This is a genomic window from Mucilaginibacter terrigena (genome assembly GCF_004168255.1).
Classification (GTDB): Bacteria; Bacteroidota; Bacteroidia; order Sphingobacteriales; family Sphingobacteriaceae; genus Mucilaginibacter; species Mucilaginibacter terrigena.
In genome coordinates this window covers 270,910-287,616 of the sequence record NZ_SEWG01000002.1, presented here as the reverse complement: position 1 = coordinate 287,616, position 16,707 = coordinate 270,910, and the positions used below count along the sequence as shown (strand labels likewise).

Genomic DNA, 16,707 nt, shown 5'->3' with positions numbered 1-16,707 from the left:
ATGTATCCCTAACATTTTTGCCTCTTAATGGTTTATATCTAACATCAATTACTTTTTTGGAATAGTGTTGGCAGATAACTCTGCCAAGTATATTACCCGTTGCCTTTTCTATTTTTATGATGAAGTAATTATATTTACACATTTTGGGAATGGTTTCATATTTATATAGTGACACCGCCGAAACCATACACTGCAAAAGAAATGACAAACCCGGTAGCGAACACACAACTATCTTATGCCCATTTTAATACCCTGCCCGTTGCCGTGTACACCTGCGACAATGACGGCCATATCACATCGTTTAACGATGCAGCGGTTAAATTATGGGGGCGCACCCCTGAAAAAAACAGCGAGCTATGGACCGGTGCCAAAAAAATATTTACAACAGATGGGCAAGCCCTTCCTTTAGATACCTGCCCTATGGCACGGGTTTTAAAAGGCGGCGATGCTATTAACGGCGAAGAAATTATTGTAGAACGCCCTAACGGAACACGCCTGAACGTATTAACGCACCCCGTACCTGTATTTGATACGGAAGGCCGCCTTACAGGCGCTATCAATACACTATTAGATGTTACTGAACAAAGAAACAGCGAGCGCAAACAGGCTATGCTGGCCTCTATAGTTACCACATCAGACGATGCCATTGTAAGTAAAACACTGCAGGGCATCATTACCAGTTGGAACGGTGGTGCGGAACAATTATTTGGGTACACCGAAACCGAGGCTATAGGCAGCCCCATCACCATGCTGATACCGCACGAACGGCTACAGGAAGAAACCGAAATACTAACTAAAATAAGAAACGGCGAAAAAATTGAACATTACAAAACTTACCGCTTACATAAAAACGGTTTCGAGATCCCGGTTTCTTTGGCCATATCGCCCATTAAGGACCTGAAGGGTAAGGTTATCGGCGCATCAAAAATTGCCCGTAATGTTTCTAAACAGCAAATGGCCGAAAATACACTGCAGCAATATGCCGAAAACCTGGAGGTGCTAAACTCTATTGGCAAAACCATATCAGAAAAACTGGATGTGCAGGAGATACTGCAAAAAGTTACTGATGCCACCACTACCCTTACCGGAGCGGCTTTTGGCGCATTCTTTTATAACAAGCTGGATGATCAGGGCGAATCGTACATGCTGTACACGCTATCGGGTGCGCCGCGGGAGGCATTCGAAAAATTTGGCATGCCGCGCAACACTGACGTTTTTGCGCATACGTTTAATGGTTTAGGTGTGGTGCGGGTTGATGATATTACCAAAGACCCGCGCTATGGCCATAACCGCCCGCATTACGGCATGCCTAAAGGGCATTTGCCTGTAGTAAGTTACCTTGCTGTACCGGTTATGTCAAAAAACGGCACAGTTATAGGCGGGTTATTTTTGGGCCACCCCGAGGTTGCCCGGTTTACCCGTGAGCACGAAACGCTGGTATCTGGCGTGGCATCGCAGGCCAGCGTTGCGCTTGATAACGCTAAATTATACGAGGAGATCCAGGTACTCAACTCAAAAAAGGACGAATTTATAGGCCTTGCCAGCCACGAGCTAAAAACCCCCATGACCAGCCTTAACGGCTACCTGCAAATTATCGACCGCAGCCTGGCAGCCGATGACAGGAATAAAACGTTTATTCAAAAAGCGCTATCGCAAATAAACAAACTGTCCGACCTGATATCAGACCTGCTTGATGTTTCTAAGATAGAGGCCGGTAAGCTGCCGTTCTCTTTCAGTGAGTTTAACCTGCCGCACCTGGTTGATGAAGTGGCCGACCTGATGCAGTATTCAACCAAATCGCACCGGATAATTATTTGTTCGGATATTGACGAACTGCTTGTTAACGCCGATAAGCAACGGATAGAGCAGGTGATCATCAACCTGATATCAAACGCCATTAAATATTCGCCGCAGGCCGACCTGATCAATATCTCTGTATCAAGATCAGAAGATAAAGCAACAGTAACCGTACAGGATTTTGGCCTTGGTATAAGCAAGGAACAACAGGAACGTATTTTCTCGCGCTTTTACCGTGTGGACGACCTGGCATCGCATATCTCTGGCCTGGGCATAGGCTTATACATCAGCCACGAAATTATTGCCCGCCACCAGGGCCGGCTGTATGTAGAAAGCGAACCCAGCAAAGGTTCAACTTTCAGCTTCGAGATCCCGCTTAAACAGGGTTAATTACAGCACCGCACTTTTAGTGCGATGCTGTACTATTTATTATTGTTCGGGTACGGTGTAATCCAAACCAAAGCGTTTGGCGTAATCTTTTAGCGGCTCTAAACCTACTTCGGCGCGGCGCTTATCTACGTTAGGTTCATCTTCAATAGGGTCAAATTTCATTTTACCCTCTGCATCAGACCGTAGCTGGCTGCCATACAATTGCTTTTTCCCTTCGCGCACGTTTATACGGTCTTCCAGCATAGCCAGGCTGGATGCCCTCAGCTTTTTGCTTTTTACGGCCTCGCGCATAAGGGGTAAGTATTGCTTTTGAGTGGCAAGGTCGGCGTGCTGTATTACCAAAAACAGGGTAACTGTACCTAAAGCGCCAACTTCATCGGGGCCTGCCCAACCATGCTTATCCAGTATCTTTTTCACCTTCATCAGGTTAACGGAATCCTGCAAAGCTATAGTTTTAAAAAGCTCTTTTACCTGCGGCGACTGCAGTCCATAGATCTTAGCCAGGCTGTCTATTTTTTTACGCCCGCTCTGGTCGTCGGCATAAATGGTTTCCAGTTCTCTCACCAGCGGCTTGTTTAGTTTTTCCTCGGCCTTCTCTTTATTTTTAGCCACCGTAGCAATCAGCGTTGCCCAGCGTTTATTGTTATGCAAGCTGTTCAGGTCGGTATCGGTAGTGATGTGGGCGTAGTTGTTGTATGCCATTAGGTTTACAACACGGTCTAACTGGTAAAACGCGCTATCGGCATTACCGGCCAACGCCCACGAACAGGCTGCGTTATACCTGTCGTCGCTAAACCCTTTCCACCCATTAACTTTAAACGCGTTGGTATAAGTTTGTGCCGATGCCCGGTAATTTTTTGCCTCGTATAAGGCAAATGCTTTTTTAATTGAATCGGGATAACCCCCGGTGTTTTGCGCCAGCGCTGTACGAAACAGCATTAAATTGACGGCGATAATTGCGATTACAGTTCTCATGATATGTTTACATTTAATTTTGTTACGAAACTATCGTAATTATACGAATATTTCGTAACAACAAAAAATATTTAACATTTGTTTGCGTAACCAAAAGGTATCATATACATTTGCGTAACCGAACGGTAACACATATAAAATGAGACGAGATGTATTCCAGGCCATTGCCGACCCTACCCGGCGCCAGATCATAAACCTGCTTGCCGCGCGGCAGATGAACCTGAACGCCATTGCAGATAGCTTTGAGATAAGCAGGCCTGCAATATCAAAACACATTAAGATACTTACCCAGTGCGGGCTTATTACCATTAAACAGCAAGGCCGCGAACGCTATTGCCGGGCCGAACTTAAAAAGCTGGAACAGGTGGCTAAATGGACAGGCCAGTACCGCGCATTCTGGACCGGTAAACTGAATGCCCTGGAAGACTTTTTGGATAACGAGCAAATTGAACAAAAACCAAAACTTAAATAACATGGAAGCAAAACCATTAATAGTTGAGCGTACGCTTAACGCCCCGGTAAGCCGCGTTTGGCAGGCCTTAACCGATAACGAAAAAATGAAGAAATGGTATTTTCAGCTGGAAAGCTTTGAGCCGCGCGTTGGCTTTGAGTTTAGCTTTAGCGGGCAGGGCAGCAAGGGCGAAAAGTACACGCATAATTGCCGCATTACCGCTGTGGAACCCGAGAAGAAACTGAGCTACACTTGGGTTTATGAGGGTTTTGATGGTCATTCGGAAGTGAGTTTTGAATTGTTCCCCGAGGGGGATAAAACGCTTGTACGCATTACGCATACCGGGCTGGAAACCTTCCCACAGCACGGGCCGGATTTTGCCGTGGAAAGCTTTACCAAAGGCTGGAACCACATACTGGGCATCAGCCTGAAGGAGTTTGTTGAAAAGGAAGATTAATAAAAAAAAAGACCGGTGAAAGCATACGCTTTACACCGGTCTCGCATTTATACATATTATTTTATTACCTGCCTGTACGCGGCACAGTTGGTGCTGGTGGCGGGGTTGTAGTTGGTGTTGTTGGCACCTGGTTTGGGGTAGCCGGAGGCGTACCTGTTGGTGTTGTAGGTGTAGCCGGCGGCATGGTTGGTGCAGTTGGACTGTTTGGCACCGTTGGGTTTGTTGGCACCGTTGGGCTTGTTGGCACAGTCGGACTGGTTGGTAGAGTTGGATTAGTAGGGCTGGTTGGCTGTGTAGGGTTAGTTGGTGTTATAGGGTAACTTGGGTTAGTAGGGTTTGTTGGGTTATTTGGTATAGTAGGTGTGGTAGGGCTTGTTGGGCTCTGCGGGTTTGTTGGGTTTGGCGCTATTGGTGATGGCGGTGTTGTAGGATTAGTTGTTTTTGGGGCCTTTTTCTTTTTAGGCACAGTATCCTGATTAACGGTTAAATTACCGGTTGAAAATTTTGCTTTGTGTGTGTTGTGTCCTTTTGCCGCCGCATAATTAAATGCACATGCGGCAATAGCCGTCGCCATTATTAAACTTAACTTTTTCATGGTATATATTATTTAATGGTTTATATTTATTAACTATAGAATAACATATACTATGCCAAAGAGTCCAATCAGAAGAAAATAAAAAATAACAGGATTCATTAACAGCATCCCGAGCCCGGCGTGCAGCACGCATCGGCAGTAAGGTTTTGTAATTGTATCAATGGTTTGGTTTCTGTAACCGGGCTACAGCATTCATCACCTTTTTCGTCCGGGCCGCAATTGCCGCCGCGTTCTACGGCCTTGCATTGTACCGTATCGGCACGCAGGTCAACCACCAGGTTATCGGCATCAATTATTAATGCTTTAGGCAGCATCTGGCGGGTATCAAACCGCGTATTACCAAACTCTATCTTCACTATCCCATCAGGATTTAAAGGCAACGCCTTTTCTACAACATGGATAATTGAAAGTGCTTTGCTTACCTGCATTGCCCTTTCCTGCTGCTCGCCTTGTGGTTCATATAACTGAACAATGACTTCTGTCCAGCTATTCAGCACCCCGCCGCAATCAACAGATGTTATGGGTGCCTGTTTAACTTCGGTAATGTGATAAGCGGCATCAACCCATTGGTTTTGGGCATATTGAAATTGCAGTATAAGATCGGGGTTTGCCTGTAGCTGCTGTTTAAAATCAATCCATTTTAAGTTTTCCATCATTATACAGTTTAAAATCAATCGCAATATTACGATTGATTTGGTTAAAAAATTTTAGCAGCAATTATTCGCGCCCTTATACGACGCGAACAGCGTATTTATTTCGTTTTGCAGGTTCTTCCAGGCAATGGGTTCGATGCAGTAGCAAATGCTCACCCCTTCTATAGTGCCTTGTATCAGCCCGGCATTTTTAAGCTCTTTTAAATGCTGCGATATGGTCGCCTGGGCCAAACCCAGTTCGTCTACAAGGTCGCCGCAGATACAGGCGTTGGTTTTTAGAAGATGCTGCAATATGGCAACACGCGCCGGGTGTGCAATTGCTTTTAGTTGCAGCGCCAGCTTATTCTGTTCCTGGTTAAATATTGCTGTTTTGGTAATGCCCATATATCAATCGCAATATTACGATTAATAATTAAAAAACAAATACTCTAATAATAAATTCAGCAAACTTACTTCAACACCACTTTCGTAGCACCGTACCCAAACTTCTCTTTCCGGGCATCCATAAAGGTTTGCACCTTGGGGTGCTTGCTTAGCAATTTATGCAGCTCGTGTTTCAGTATGCCGTTACCTGTACCGTGGATGAAAGTAATATCGGGCATCTGGTGCACTATGGCGGCATCAAGCGCCTTTTTGAAGTGATCGGTTTGGATGTTCAGGATCTCGCTGCTGCCTAAAAACTGGTAGTCGTCGCGCAGTTTTTCTATATGCAGGTCAAGCTCGCTTACCGGTTTGGCAACGATTTGCGTTTTTTCTTCGGCAGGTTTAAAAAAACTTTCCTTTAGTTTTTCGGCATCAATGATCAGTTCGGGTTCATCCAGCTGTATCATCCAGCCCTGCTGTTTTATAAAGGGCACCATCTTTTTAGCGCCTGCAAAATCCTTCGCCTTAAATTGCTGGCTTACATTCAAAGGGGTTACCGATGGCTTGTTTTGTTTGGTATAAAACAAAACCTGGAAAATTAGCTTTGGCCATAACTGCAGGTCGGATAGTTTAGCGGAGTAAACTTTAGCTACGCCGCTTGGTTCGATAACGCCGGCAAACTCGCCTTTGTTATCTTTTTGCTGCTGAGCGGTAACCGAGGCAAGCAATTGGTATGAAGTTTCGTTCACAAGGTATAAATGCACCAGCGCCTGTGCCTTTACATCGGCCACAACGGCTATGTGTACACCTTTGCTTTTAAACTCGCCGGTTGGTTTTGCCTGGGGGATATACTCTTCATCGTGGCTTTGGGCGCCGTGGCCATGCACATAAGTTACTTTACTGGCCAGTACCGGTATCTCAAAATCATCCTCAACGGTAACACCTATCATCTGCTCGTCGATTATTTTGGTTACATAGCCTTCCAGCTTTTCATCAACAAAGCGCACAAAATCGCCTAATTTATATCTCATACTGCAATAATAAGCAGCATTCATTAATAAACCATACGCCAATTATTAAACTTACCTTTAGTATATAATTGTTTCTTTATTGAAAAAGAAAACAGATTTTTGTGTTAGCCGATCACGATTAATTAAGCATATGGAACCCAAGACCCCTAAAACCCCGGACGCGCCTTTTTTAAAGCAGATTTTCCTGCATCATTTAACCCGCATATACAACGGCAAGTGTTTTTTACGCGACAGGACATCGCACCTTATGGGCCTTGCATCGTTTAAAGCCCTTGAACTGGCCATTGGCGAATTTGGGGGCGATGTAAAAAAACAAATAGAACGCATGGAAGAAATTTATAAGCTGATAGGCGAAAAACCTTCTGCCGAAGTTTGTAACCCCATCAGGTCTATTATAAAAGATGAATTTTGTTTAGACGATGGACAAGACGTGCCCCTGTTGAACGACCTTGACATTATGCTTTACCTGCAGATACTGGAGCATATCAACATTACATCGTACCGCATGCTTATTATGATTGCCAAGCTGCTGAAGTATGACGAAGTAAAACAATTGCTGACAGAAAACTTTGATGAATCGGCAGATAACGACAAGCTGTTTACGCTGATAGCTAAAGAATATGTAACGGGGTAAACGTTAAAAATCCGTATAAATAACAAAACCGGACCATAAGGCCCGGCTTTATATAGTTATTTAATACCCCTACTAAAATAACTTGATACAAAGGAAAATAATTAAACGCCCGCAAACAAGCGTTCATTGTAACAATTCGTTTACCTGAATAGTCATAACAGATACCGATATATAACCTACATTTGTTTTACTGATCTTATAAAAACTTATCATTTATGTTAAAAAAAATCCTGCTTACCGCAGCTTGCAGCGTAGCGCTGTTACAATTACAGGCGCAAAGCCTTTACATGCCACGTGATATTAAAAAGGCATTTGATAACGGCACCCGCAGCGCCGATGGCAAACCCGGGGCCAAATACTGGCAAAACCACGCGCGTTACAATATCTCGATAACGGCAGCCCCGCCTTTAAGCACCGTAAAAGGCACCGAAACTATTACCTACATCAACAACAGCCCGGATACCTTAAAAAGGCTGAACATGAAACTGATCCTGAACATACACCGCCCCGGCTCGGCCAGGATGGGTGATGCCGGGCCTGATTATTTAACTTCGGGCATCCAGGTAGATACTTTTCGTGTTGGCGGCCAAAAACGCCCTTGGAACAACGAGCAGGCATCATCTACCAACTTTGGAGTTGCCTTGCCAAAACCACTGATGCCGCACGACTCGGTACAGATGAGCATTGCCTGGCACTTCGACGCTTCAAAACAAAGCGGCCGCGAGGGGCAGATAGACTCCACCAGTTATTACCTGGCTTATTTTTACCCGCGCGTATCTGTATATGATGATTACAACGGCTGGGACCGTGTAGCTTTTACCGACGCGCAGGAGTTTTACAACGATTTTAACGATTACACCCTGAATGTTACCGTACCAAAAAACTTTGTGGTTTGGGCTACCGGTACCTTACAGAACCCAACACAGGTATTACAAAAAGAATATGCCGACCGCCTGCAACGGTCAATGACCAGCGACAGCACTATTCATGTGGCTACCATTGATGAAATTACAGGCAACAAAGTTACGGCGCAAAACGCCATGAACACCTGGACATGGACGGCAACCAACATCAGCGATGTGGCTGTTGGCCTAAGCAACCATTACATTTGGGATGCGGGCAGTGTTATTGTTGACCAAAGCACCGGCAGGAGAGCAAGCATGCAGGCTGCCTACTCGGTTAAGGGTACCGATTTTAAACAATCTGTACAATATGGCCGTAACGCTTTAGGCTGGTTTAGCCACAACTGGCCGGGCGTGCCTTATCCGTTCCCAAAAATGACGGCGTTCCAGGGCTTTGCCGATATGGAATACCCGATGATGGTGAACGACAGCCAAATGGGCGACCCGGGCTTTGCACAGCTTGTGCAGGACCACGAGATAGCACACACCTGGTTCCCTTTTTACATGGGTATCAACGAAACCCGCTTCGCGTTTATGGACGAGGGCTGGGCTACCACCCTTGAGTACCTGATAGGCACCGCCGAAAAAGGCAAAGCTAAAGCCGATGCGTTTTACAAACAGTTCCGTATCAACGGCTGGATCAACAACCGCTCCAGCAACCAGGATATCCCGGTTATCACCCAAACCAGCGAACTAACCACCGGTTACGGTAACAATGCTTACGGCAAACCGTCGTTAAGCTACCTGGCCTTAAAAGATATGCTTGGCGACGACCTGTTTAAAAAAGCCCTGCATGGCTACATGGACCGCTGGCATGGTAAACACCCTGTTCCATGGGATTATTTCAACTCGATGAGCAATGTATCGGGCCGTAACCTTACCTGGTTCTTTAACAACTGGTTCTTCACCAATTACTATAACGACCTGGCTGTTAAAAATGTAGTTACCGGTAAAGATGGCTACACGTTTACAGTTGCCAACATAGGCGGCTTTGCAATTCCGTTTGATGTGGTTGTAACTTATGTCGACGGCACTACAAAAACCATGCACCAAACGCCTGCCGTTTGGGAGAAGAACCAGAAACAAACGCTGGTTACCTTTAAATCGGTAAGGGGCAAAAGCTTAAAATCTATCGCTTTAGATAACGGTATTTATATGGATGCTAACATGAAGGATAACACCTGGGCACCTGCTGCTAAAAAGTAAGCTACCCTGGTTTGATATTGAAAACGCCCGGCCGTAGGTTGGGCGTTTTTTGCGCTTCATTTTTACGCGTCTACAAACATGTCATTGCGAGCGATAGCGTGGCAATCTCATAGGACAATCGGATATGCTGAGATTGCCGCGTCGCTATCGCTCCTCGCAATGACATTATTTTAAACCAAAAAGCCCTCCCAACTTTCGTCGGGAGGGCTTTTACACATGTATGGTTAAATACCTTACGCGTTCTGGATAGAATTATTCCAGTCGTTAGCGGTACTTTTTACTTTTGATTTGGCAGCATCAGCGCCGTTTTCAGCATAGCTGGTTGCTTTTGACCTTGCGCTGTCAATAGCATCGTCGGCATCATTCACCGCTCCCGAGAACCTCGATTTTACAGAATCAACCGTGTTGCTGGCGTATTCTTTAACGTTATCGGCAGTGCTCTGCGCTTTGTTTTTTGCTTTGTCAACAAGGTCGTTTACATAATCAGCAATGTCGCCTCTTAGTTCTTCACCTTTTTCTGGGGCCAATAATAATCCTAAAGCGGCGCCCGCTGCAGCACCCACTAAAAGTGCTGCTATAATTTTTGCTTGATCTTTCATGTTATTTACTTTTTAGTAGATGATTTGTACATAGGTTAACAAATACCATACCGCACTGTTTAAATTATTTACATTAAGTTTAATAAAGCACATTTAGGGATGATATCCATTTATATCCACACGGGGCACGGTTTTAGCTATCAGGGGCGTTATGGATATAACCTCCCTGATAGATTCTACACGATCGGTACATTTCCGTAAAATGTTTTACCTGATAACTATTGTACTGGCTATAGTGCTGATTGTACTTAAATATCAACTGCTGCCTTATATTAACAGGAAGGAAAGCTTAGCCGACAGGCTGCTGCGACGCATTTTAGACACTTTGATAATTATACTGTTTATAACTATCGCACTGGCAACGGTAACTTTCTGGATGAGCGGCAACGAATAAAATTTCTTGCTGTCCCACTAAATATTACACAAACGAGAAATCTTAGTTAAATAATTGATAATCAATATTTTATTGATTTGACTTTTGCTAAAAAATAGTCAAAATAAAATTATAAATAATTGATTATTAATTGGTTGCAATTTCAAAAGGGTGTCCCACTCATTTCTGAATGGGACACTTTGATTTCGGATTTTAGAATTACGATTTCGGATTCTGTTCCCTCCCTACGGCAAAAAGTAAAATCATAGCACAAAAAAAACATCCGCCTTATGGGCGGATGCTTTCTGTAACATTTAGTGGATTAATATATAATTAAACAACCTTTACGTTTACTGCGTTTAAGCCTTTTCTTCCGTTTTCTACTTCGAACTCAACTTTATCGTTTTCACGGATTTCGTCGATCAGACCTGTTGAATGAACAAATACATCGGCACCGCCACCATCTGGTGTGATAAAGCCAAAACCTTTTGTTTCATTGAAAAATTTTACTGTTCCTTCTTTTTGCATTACTTTATTTATTATTAAAGTGCGCAAGGTAGGCATAATTATCCACATTACAGCAAAAGTGCTTTAAACGCGGGTGATACGGATGTTATTGATATATGAATTACGCTACAACAGCCAGGTGCCGGCCATGCAGGGTATTCTCAGAATCCTTAACAATGCCGCGGATCTTTTCGTCCAGCTCGTTAACGGTAAGTTCCATCATATCAAAATAGTTGAAGGAAACATTTTCCATTTTGATGAGGTCCATAATACCTAACAGCGATGCCACCGGCCGGCGCAGCTCGTGCGATTGGATAATGGCTATGCGGTTAAGCGCCTCATTCTGGACATTGATATAGGCTTCCTGCTTTTTATGATGGGTAATATCTGTAGAGTTTAGCGCCACGCCTATTACATCGCCCGTTTTATTCCTTACAGGGATAAAGGTGGTAACCTTCCAGCAGGCGTTTGTGGTGCCCGGCATCAGCATCCACTCGCGCTTTATCGACCGGCCCGTAAGGGCTATGCTAAAATATTTTTTAAACTGGTTTAATATAGTTGGGTCGGTAAAATCCAGCAGGCAATCGCCATGTGATATTTTACGGCGGTAAGCAGCTTTAATAAAGGCTGCGGCAGATTTGTTAAAGGCAAGCACTTCGTAATTACGGCCAACCAATATATGGGTATCGTTAGAGCTATCAAAGATCGCCTTCAGCTTCAGCTCAGATTCGCTTATGGCGGTTGCATGCTTCAGCTCTTTTTCGCGTTGTTCTGCAAGCGTGTTCAGGCTCCAGTTAAGTTCCATTAAATTAACAACCTGTTTGCCCATTACCTGTAGCGCTTTTTGCTGATGGGGGGTTAACTCTCTCGGCTGCATATCTATCACACACAAGCTGCCAATGGCGTAACCATCTTTGGTTATTAAAGGCGCGCCGGCGTAAAAGCGTACAAATGGTTCGCCGGTAACCAGCGGGTTGGAGCAGTGCTCCGGGTGGGCTTGCAGATCGCCAATTATGTTTAAGTGCTGGTGTTTAATGGTGTTGTTGCAAAAAGACATCCCCCTGGGTGTGCATTCCACCTCGGTACCAACCGATGCCTTAAACCATTGGGTATCGTTATCAAGCAGGGTTACAAGGGCCACCGGTGTGCCGCAAATTTGGGCTACCAGGGCAACAATCTCATTCAGATCGGTAGTAATACTTGTATCAAGTTGCTTAAACCTTTCTACAGCCGTAAGGCGTTGTTGCTCGGTATATTTCATTTATAGGCAGGTTGAATAATATATTTATCTAACTAACTAAAAAACTTTCATTTATACAGGCAATATGCAAAATTGTTTACAGCCGCGGTATAATAATAATTATTCTAATAAGGAATATTATAAATACGATAATAATACCCCCGCGGTTTGCGCCGAAGCATGCTAATTTTATCTCCACAAAAAAAGCCCCGAAAGCGTTAACCAACGGGACCTTGCTAAATACCTTAATACAACGTATAACCACTATCGTGATATTAATTATTTAGCCACTCGATCTATAAGACTACCTGCTTATAACCAATCAAAAAAGCTTGTATAATTAATATACGCTTATAACGCGGGTATGGTTTGCTGTGGATATAACTTATTCTGAATAAACCGATTGCACCTGGTCGCGCAGGTTATAATGCGATGCCATAACCTCGCCGTAAGCGCCTGCCGTGCGTATGGCGATCAGGTCGCCACGATACGATTGCGGCAAGTCAACATCTTTCCTAAAGCAATCCGTGCTTTCGCATATTGGGCCTACAACATCGTATTTTATTGGGGGTGCGGGGTGCGGGGTGTTCGGTGCGCCGTCATGCGCCACTTCTCCATCCGGCTCTCCGCTCCTCTCTCCCCGCTCCCTGCTCAAATTCTCAATAGCATGGTACGCCTGGTAAAGCATAGGGCGCATCAGTTCCGTCATGCCGGCATCCAGTATTAAAAAATTCTTTTTCTGGCCGTTCTTTACGTAAAGCACCCTCGATATTAATGATGCCGATTGTGCAACCATGGCGCGGCCAAGTTCAAAATGCACCTCCTGGCCCGGTTTAACCTTCAGGAATTTGCTGAACACTTTAAAGTAGCTTTCAAAATCGGCGATGCCGTTGGTATCGGGGTTATAATAATCAACGCCCAGGCCGCCGCCGGTGTTTAATACTTTTATCGCGAAGCCGTGGTCTTCAAACCAATCCTGCATTTCGTTAATGCGGGTACACAGGTTGCGGTAAACCTCCATATCGGTAATTTGTGAGCCGATGTGGAAGTGGATGCCTAAAAATTTAAGATTGGCGCATTTGCGCAGCGTTTCGGCCACATCATTTAGCTGCCAGGTGTTGATGCCGAATTTATTTTCGTCGAGCCCGGTAGTAATAAAATGGTGGGTATGCGCATCCACATTGGGGTTGATACGGATGGCGATGCCCGCAACTTTGCCCTTATCCGCAGCTAATCCGTTGATAATTTCCAGCTCCTGAACCGATTCTACGTTAAAGCAGAAGATATCAGCATCCAGCGCCAGGTTAATTTCCTTATCAGATTTACCTACACCTGCAAACACCACCTTGCCTTTATCAAAGCCATGCTCTAATGCCGATTTCACCTCGTTACCGCTTACGCAATCGGCACCAAAACCAAAAGTTTGGATCATATCCACCACCTTTGGGTTAAAGTTAGCCTTCATAGCATAATGCACATGAAAACCATATTTTGACGATGCATCCCTGCAGGCATCAAGCGTTTGCCGCAAAACACCCATATCGTAATAATAAAATGGTGTTTCGGTATCGTTAAAGCGCTGTATAGTATTGTTGTTGAACATGTAGCCCCCTCTAAATCTCCCCCGATAGGGGAAACTTTTATTTATCTTAATTGAACAATTCTAATGCCCTCTCCTTCGGAGAGGGTTGGGAGAGGCTTCCTAAAACAGCCTGCTATGCAAACTCCTCAAAACCTCTACCTTGTCTTCTGTTTTTACCAGTAAACTCATATTATGGTCGCTGCCACCGTATGATATCATCCTTACCGGGATGTGTTTTACCGCTTCCAGTACGCGCGCCGCGTAACCGTGCTTTTCGGCACCAAAATCGCCAACTACACAAATAATGGTATGGTTTACATCAATATCTACCGAGCCATAAGCGCCAAGTTCTGTGGTAATCTCGCCCAGGTAAGTGGTATCGTCAATGGTTAACGATACCGCCACCTCTGATGTGGTGATCATATCTATCGATGTGCGGTAACGCTCGAACACCTCGAACACACGGCGCAAAAAGCCATGCGCCAGCAACATGCGGCTGCTTTGGATCTTAACGGCGGTAATGCCATCCTTTGCCGCTATCGATTTGATCTTATCTGTTTCGCTGGTGTTTGTTATCAGCGTACCGGCAGCCTGCGGGTCCATGGTGTTCAGCAACCGCACCGGGATCTTATACTTTTGCGCCGGGAACACGCTTTGCGGGTGCAGGATCTTTGCCCCAAAGTAGGCCAGCTCGGCAGCCTCGTCAAACGATAACTGGGCGATGGGTTTGGTATTGCTCACAATGCGCGGGTCGTTGTTGTGCATCCCGTCGATATCCGTCCAGATCTGAACTTCTTCGCTGCGGATGCCTGCCCCTATTAATGATGCGGTATAATCGCTGCCACCGCGGCGCAGGTTGTCTATCTCGCCAAAGGCATTACGGCAAATAAATCCCTGTGTGATGAACAGGTTCACATCCGGGTGTTTGTCCAGTAACGGGGTAAGCTCGGTAGTAATATGGTCAACTATGGGTTCGCTGTCCTCGTCGGTCTTCATAAAATCAAGCGCCGGTAATAAAACCGATGGTACGCCAATTTCTTTCAGGTAGATATGATACAGCGTGGTTGACAGTAACTCGCCCTGCGCTAAAATAATTTTATCCTCTATGGGGGTAAACAGGTCGTTGGCAAAACTGCTCAACAGCCTAAAGTGGTAATCAATAACCTCTTTACCCTGCTCAAATGTTTCGGGCTTTTTTAAAAGCTCCTTAATAACAGCCTCGTACTTATCCTTTAATATGGCTATTAAAGATGCTGCCTTCGCCTTATCGTTTGTAAGGTAGGCCTGGCCTATTTCTACTAAATTATTGGTAGTGCCCGACATGGCCGACAGCACCACAATTTGCCTCTCCTGGGGGTTAATTATATCCAGCAGCTTCTGCATACGGGCAGCACTCCCGACCGATGTTCCGCCAAATTTTAAAACTTTCATTATTTGTTTCCGTTTACCATAAAACATTAATATTCTTGTATGAATATTGAGGCGCTAAAAATAGGATTTTAAACCACTTATATCTAAAATGAGCAAAATAAAATTTGGAACAGATGGCTGGAGAGCGATCATTGCCGACGACTTTACCGTTGAGAACGTAAAACGAGTGGCCTATGCAACCGCATTGTGGCTGAAACAAAACTTCGAAAAACCAAGCGCCGTTGTAGGCTGCGACCCGCGTTTTGCAGGGCCTATGTTTGCAGATGTTACCACTTGCGTACTGGCATCGCAGGGCATAAAGGTTTTCCGTGCCGAAAACATGTTCATATCAACCCCGATGATATCATTGGGTACTGTGCGCAAACAGGCATCTGCCGGTATCATTATTACGGCAAGCCACAACCCGCCTGCTTATAACGGATATAAGATAAAGGCCTTTTACGGCGGCCCGGCCACACCGGATGATATAGAGAAGGTAGAGTCGCAGATCCCGGATACCATCAACCTGGAGCTAAAATCGGTTACGGATTACGTTACTGATGGCCTGGTTGAGTACATTAATCTTGAAGATATGTACGTAGAGCATGCCGAAGCCAGCTTTGATATTCCTGCCATTCGCGATAGCGGCTTGCAGTGGGCATACGATGCCATGTACGGTGCCGGCCAGAATGTGATGCGCCGCCTGTTCCCCGATATTACCTTTTTACATGCTGATTATAACCCAAGTTTTGACGGCCAGGCCCCCGAGCCTATCCAGCGCAACCTGCAGGAGTTTGAACAATTGATCAAACTATCTGAAGGCGAAATTGCCGCCGGTTTGGTTACCGATGGCGATGCCGACCGGATTGGTTTATACGACGGCGAAGGCAACTTTGTAGATTCGCACCACATCCTTCTATTGCTGATCCATTACATGTATAAAGTAAAAGGCGAAAAGGGCGAGGTTTACTCCACCTTTTCGTGTACCAGCAAGATCCAAAAGCTTTGCGATGCTTACGGCTTGAACAATACGGTTACCAAAATTGGCTTTAAATACATTTGCGACCTGATCGTTAATAGCGGCAAACCTTTTATGGTGGGCGGCGAAGAATCGGGCGGTATCGCGGTTAACGGCCACATCCCCGAGCGCGACGGCGTTTGGATAGGGCTGATGATATGGGAATTTATGGCCAAAAGCGGCCGCAGCCTGCAAGACCTGGTACAGGAAATTTACGATGTGGTTGGCAAATTTGCCGTAGAGCGTTACGACCTGCACGTTACCGAAGAAAAGAAACAACAGATCATCAGCAACTGTAAAAGCGGTTTCGCTGCTTTTGGCAACCTGAAAGTAACCCGCACCGAAGACCTTGATGGTTATAAATTCTTCTTTGAAGACGAAACCTGGGTAATGATCCGCCCATCTGGTACAGAGCCGGTGCTGCGTGTTTACGCCGAAGCGCCAAGCACTGCCGAGTCGTTTAAGATATTGGATATTGTTAAAGCAGATCTATTGAAATAATTAGATTTGACAACTTTTGAAAA

The 16,707-nt window shown here is 45.1% G+C and carries 17 protein-coding genes; 7 read left to right on the top strand and 10 right to left on the bottom strand.

Annotated elements, in window-relative coordinates; genetic code table 11:
* Window positions 1-201: 201 nt before the first annotated feature.
* Window positions 202-2,187 carry a PAS domain S-box protein gene (locus EWM62_RS05115; protein ID WP_129875581.1) on the top strand — a complete coding sequence of 662 codons (1,986 nt, stop codon included), beginning with the start codon at window positions 202-204 and terminating at the stop codon, window positions 2,185-2,187.
* A gap of 39 nt (window positions 2,188-2,226) precedes the next feature.
* Here the strand turns inward: EWM62_RS05115 and EWM62_RS05110 are convergent, their stop codons facing one another.
* On the bottom strand, window positions 2,227-3,162 hold the full coding sequence (locus EWM62_RS05110; RefSeq protein ID WP_129875580.1) for a DUF6624 domain-containing protein: 936 nt from the start codon (window positions 3,160-3,162) through the stop codon (window positions 2,227-2,229).
* A gap of 139 nt (window positions 3,163-3,301) precedes the next feature.
* On the opposite strand from EWM62_RS05110, the gene EWM62_RS05105 reads away from it, so the two are divergent.
* Together EWM62_RS05105 and EWM62_RS05100 are read left to right on the top strand one after the other, a co-directional pair.
* The gene (locus EWM62_RS05105; RefSeq protein WP_129875579.1) at window positions 3,302-3,634 is read left to right on the top strand and encodes an ArsR/SmtB family transcription factor; all 333 of its coding nucleotides are present in this window, start codon (window positions 3,302-3,304) and stop codon (window positions 3,632-3,634) included.
* A gap of 1 nt (window position 3,635) precedes the next feature.
* Complete coding sequence (locus tag EWM62_RS05100) at window positions 3,636-4,070, top strand: SRPBCC family protein (protein ID WP_129875578.1); 435 nt, start codon at window positions 3,636-3,638, stop codon at window positions 4,068-4,070.
* Window positions 4,071-4,134: 64 nt separating this feature from the next.
* Here EWM62_RS05100 and EWM62_RS19230 read toward each other — a convergent pair whose 3' ends face one another.
* From EWM62_RS19230 to EWM62_RS05085, 4 genes are all read right to left on the bottom strand, one after another.
* Window positions 4,135-4,665 (bottom strand): hypothetical protein, encoded by a 531-nt coding sequence (locus EWM62_RS19230; protein WP_162499780.1) that lies wholly within the window; start codon window positions 4,663-4,665, stop codon window positions 4,135-4,137.
* Window positions 4,666-4,763: 98 nt separating this feature from the next.
* Window positions 4,764-5,318, bottom strand: coding sequence for a DUF6428 family protein (locus EWM62_RS05095; protein ID WP_238989283.1), 555 nt, complete (start codon window positions 5,316-5,318; stop codon window positions 4,764-4,766).
* A gap of 54 nt (window positions 5,319-5,372) precedes the next feature.
* Window positions 5,373-5,702, bottom strand: a complete 330-nt coding sequence (locus tag EWM62_RS05090) for an ArsR/SmtB family transcription factor (RefSeq protein WP_129875576.1) — start codon at window positions 5,700-5,702, stop codon at window positions 5,373-5,375.
* Between the two features lie 65 nt (window positions 5,703-5,767).
* Window positions 5,768-6,712, bottom strand: coding sequence for a Smr/MutS family protein (locus EWM62_RS05085; protein ID WP_129875575.1), 945 nt, complete (start codon window positions 6,710-6,712; stop codon window positions 5,768-5,770).
* A 130-nt stretch (window positions 6,713-6,842) separates the two neighbouring features.
* Between EWM62_RS05085 and EWM62_RS05080 the strand changes: the two genes are divergently transcribed.
* Window positions 6,843-7,346, top strand: a complete 504-nt coding sequence (locus EWM62_RS05080; protein WP_129875574.1) for a DUF892 family protein — start codon at window positions 6,843-6,845, stop codon at window positions 7,344-7,346.
* A gap of 215 nt (window positions 7,347-7,561) precedes the next feature.
* Window positions 7,562-9,454 (top strand): M1 family metallopeptidase, encoded by a 1,893-nt coding sequence (locus EWM62_RS05075; RefSeq protein ID WP_129875573.1) that lies wholly within the window; start codon window positions 7,562-7,564, stop codon window positions 9,452-9,454.
* 233 nt (window positions 9,455-9,687) lie between these two features.
* Here EWM62_RS05075 and EWM62_RS05070 read toward each other — a convergent pair whose 3' ends face one another.
* Window positions 9,688-10,053: a YtxH domain-containing protein gene (locus tag EWM62_RS05070; protein WP_129875572.1), complete on the bottom strand. Its 366-nt coding sequence runs from the start codon at window positions 10,051-10,053 to the stop codon at window positions 9,688-9,690.
* Window positions 10,054-10,204: 151 nt separating this feature from the next.
* Between EWM62_RS05070 and EWM62_RS05065 the strand changes: the two genes are divergently transcribed.
* Complete coding sequence (locus EWM62_RS05065) at window positions 10,205-10,447, top strand: hypothetical protein (protein ID WP_129875571.1); 243 nt, start codon at window positions 10,205-10,207, stop codon at window positions 10,445-10,447.
* A gap of 312 nt (window positions 10,448-10,759) precedes the next feature.
* Here the strand turns inward: EWM62_RS05065 and EWM62_RS05060 are convergent, their stop codons facing one another.
* The 4 genes from EWM62_RS05060 to EWM62_RS05045 form a co-directional block, all read right to left on the bottom strand.
* Window positions 10,760-10,954: a cold-shock protein gene (locus EWM62_RS05060; RefSeq protein ID WP_067057762.1), complete on the bottom strand. Its 195-nt coding sequence runs from the start codon at window positions 10,952-10,954 to the stop codon at window positions 10,760-10,762.
* 100 nt (window positions 10,955-11,054) lie between these two features.
* Window positions 11,055-12,194: a GAF domain-containing protein gene (locus EWM62_RS05055; protein ID WP_129875570.1), complete on the bottom strand. Its 1,140-nt coding sequence runs from the start codon at window positions 12,192-12,194 to the stop codon at window positions 11,055-11,057.
* A 364-nt stretch (window positions 12,195-12,558) separates the two neighbouring features.
* Entirely contained in the window at window positions 12,559-13,776 is a 1,218-nt protein-coding gene (lysA, locus tag EWM62_RS05050) for a diaminopimelate decarboxylase (protein ID WP_129875569.1), read from the bottom strand.
* A 99-nt stretch (window positions 13,777-13,875) separates the two neighbouring features.
* The gene (locus tag EWM62_RS05045; protein WP_129875568.1) at window positions 13,876-15,186 is read right to left on the bottom strand and encodes an aspartate kinase; all 1,311 of its coding nucleotides are present in this window, start codon (window positions 15,184-15,186) and stop codon (window positions 13,876-13,878) included.
* Window positions 15,187-15,274: 88 nt separating this feature from the next.
* Between EWM62_RS05045 and EWM62_RS05040 the strand changes: the two genes are divergently transcribed.
* Entirely contained in the window at window positions 15,275-16,684 is a 1,410-nt protein-coding gene (locus tag EWM62_RS05040; RefSeq protein ID WP_129875567.1) for a phosphohexomutase domain-containing protein, read from the top strand.
* Window positions 16,685-16,707 lie beyond the last annotated feature (23 nt).

Coding starts and splice junctions, on each gene's coding strand:
- EWM62_RS05090 (WP_129875576.1), bottom strand. CDS start 5,702: ATGGGCATTACCAAAACAGCAATATTTAACCAGGAACAGAATAAGCTG.
- EWM62_RS05080 (WP_129875574.1), top strand. CDS start 6,843: ATGGAACCCAAGACCCCTAAAACCCCGGACGCGCCTTTTTTAAAGCAG.
- EWM62_RS05065 (WP_129875571.1), top strand. CDS start 10,205: ATGGATATAACCTCCCTGATAGATTCTACACGATCGGTACATTTCCGT.
- EWM62_RS05055 (WP_129875570.1), bottom strand. CDS start 12,194: ATGAAATATACCGAGCAACAACGCCTTACGGCTGTAGAAAGGTTTAAG.
- EWM62_RS05040 (WP_129875567.1), top strand. CDS start 15,275: ATGAGCAAAATAAAATTTGGAACAGATGGCTGGAGAGCGATCATTGCC.
- lysA (WP_129875569.1), bottom strand. CDS start 13,776: ATGTTCAACAACAATACTATACAGCGCTTTAACGATACCGAAACACCA.
- EWM62_RS05070 (WP_129875572.1), bottom strand. CDS start 10,053: ATGAAAGATCAAGCAAAAATTATAGCAGCACTTTTAGTGGGTGCTGCA.
- EWM62_RS19230 (WP_162499780.1), bottom strand. CDS start 4,665: ATGAAAAAGTTAAGTTTAATAATGGCGACGGCTATTGCCGCATGTGCA.
- EWM62_RS05060 (WP_067057762.1), bottom strand. CDS start 10,954: ATGCAAAAAGAAGGAACAGTAAAATTTTTCAATGAAACAAAAGGTTTT.
- EWM62_RS05045 (WP_129875568.1), bottom strand. CDS start 15,186: ATGAAAGTTTTAAAATTTGGCGGAACATCGGTCGGGAGTGCTGCCCGT.
- EWM62_RS05115 (WP_129875581.1), top strand. CDS start 202: ATGACAAACCCGGTAGCGAACACACAACTATCTTATGCCCATTTTAAT.
- EWM62_RS05095 (WP_238989283.1), bottom strand. CDS start 5,318: ATGGAAAACTTAAAATGGATTGATTTTAAACAGCAGCTACAGGCAAAC.
- EWM62_RS05105 (WP_129875579.1), top strand. CDS start 3,302: ATGAGACGAGATGTATTCCAGGCCATTGCCGACCCTACCCGGCGCCAG.
- EWM62_RS05085 (WP_129875575.1), bottom strand. CDS start 6,712: ATGAGATATAAATTAGGCGATTTTGTGCGCTTTGTTGATGAAAAGCTG.
- EWM62_RS05110 (WP_129875580.1), bottom strand. CDS start 3,162: ATGAGAACTGTAATCGCAATTATCGCCGTCAATTTAATGCTGTTTCGT.
- EWM62_RS05075 (WP_129875573.1), top strand. CDS start 7,562: ATGTTAAAAAAAATCCTGCTTACCGCAGCTTGCAGCGTAGCGCTGTTA.
- EWM62_RS05100 (WP_129875578.1), top strand. CDS start 3,636: ATGGAAGCAAAACCATTAATAGTTGAGCGTACGCTTAACGCCCCGGTA.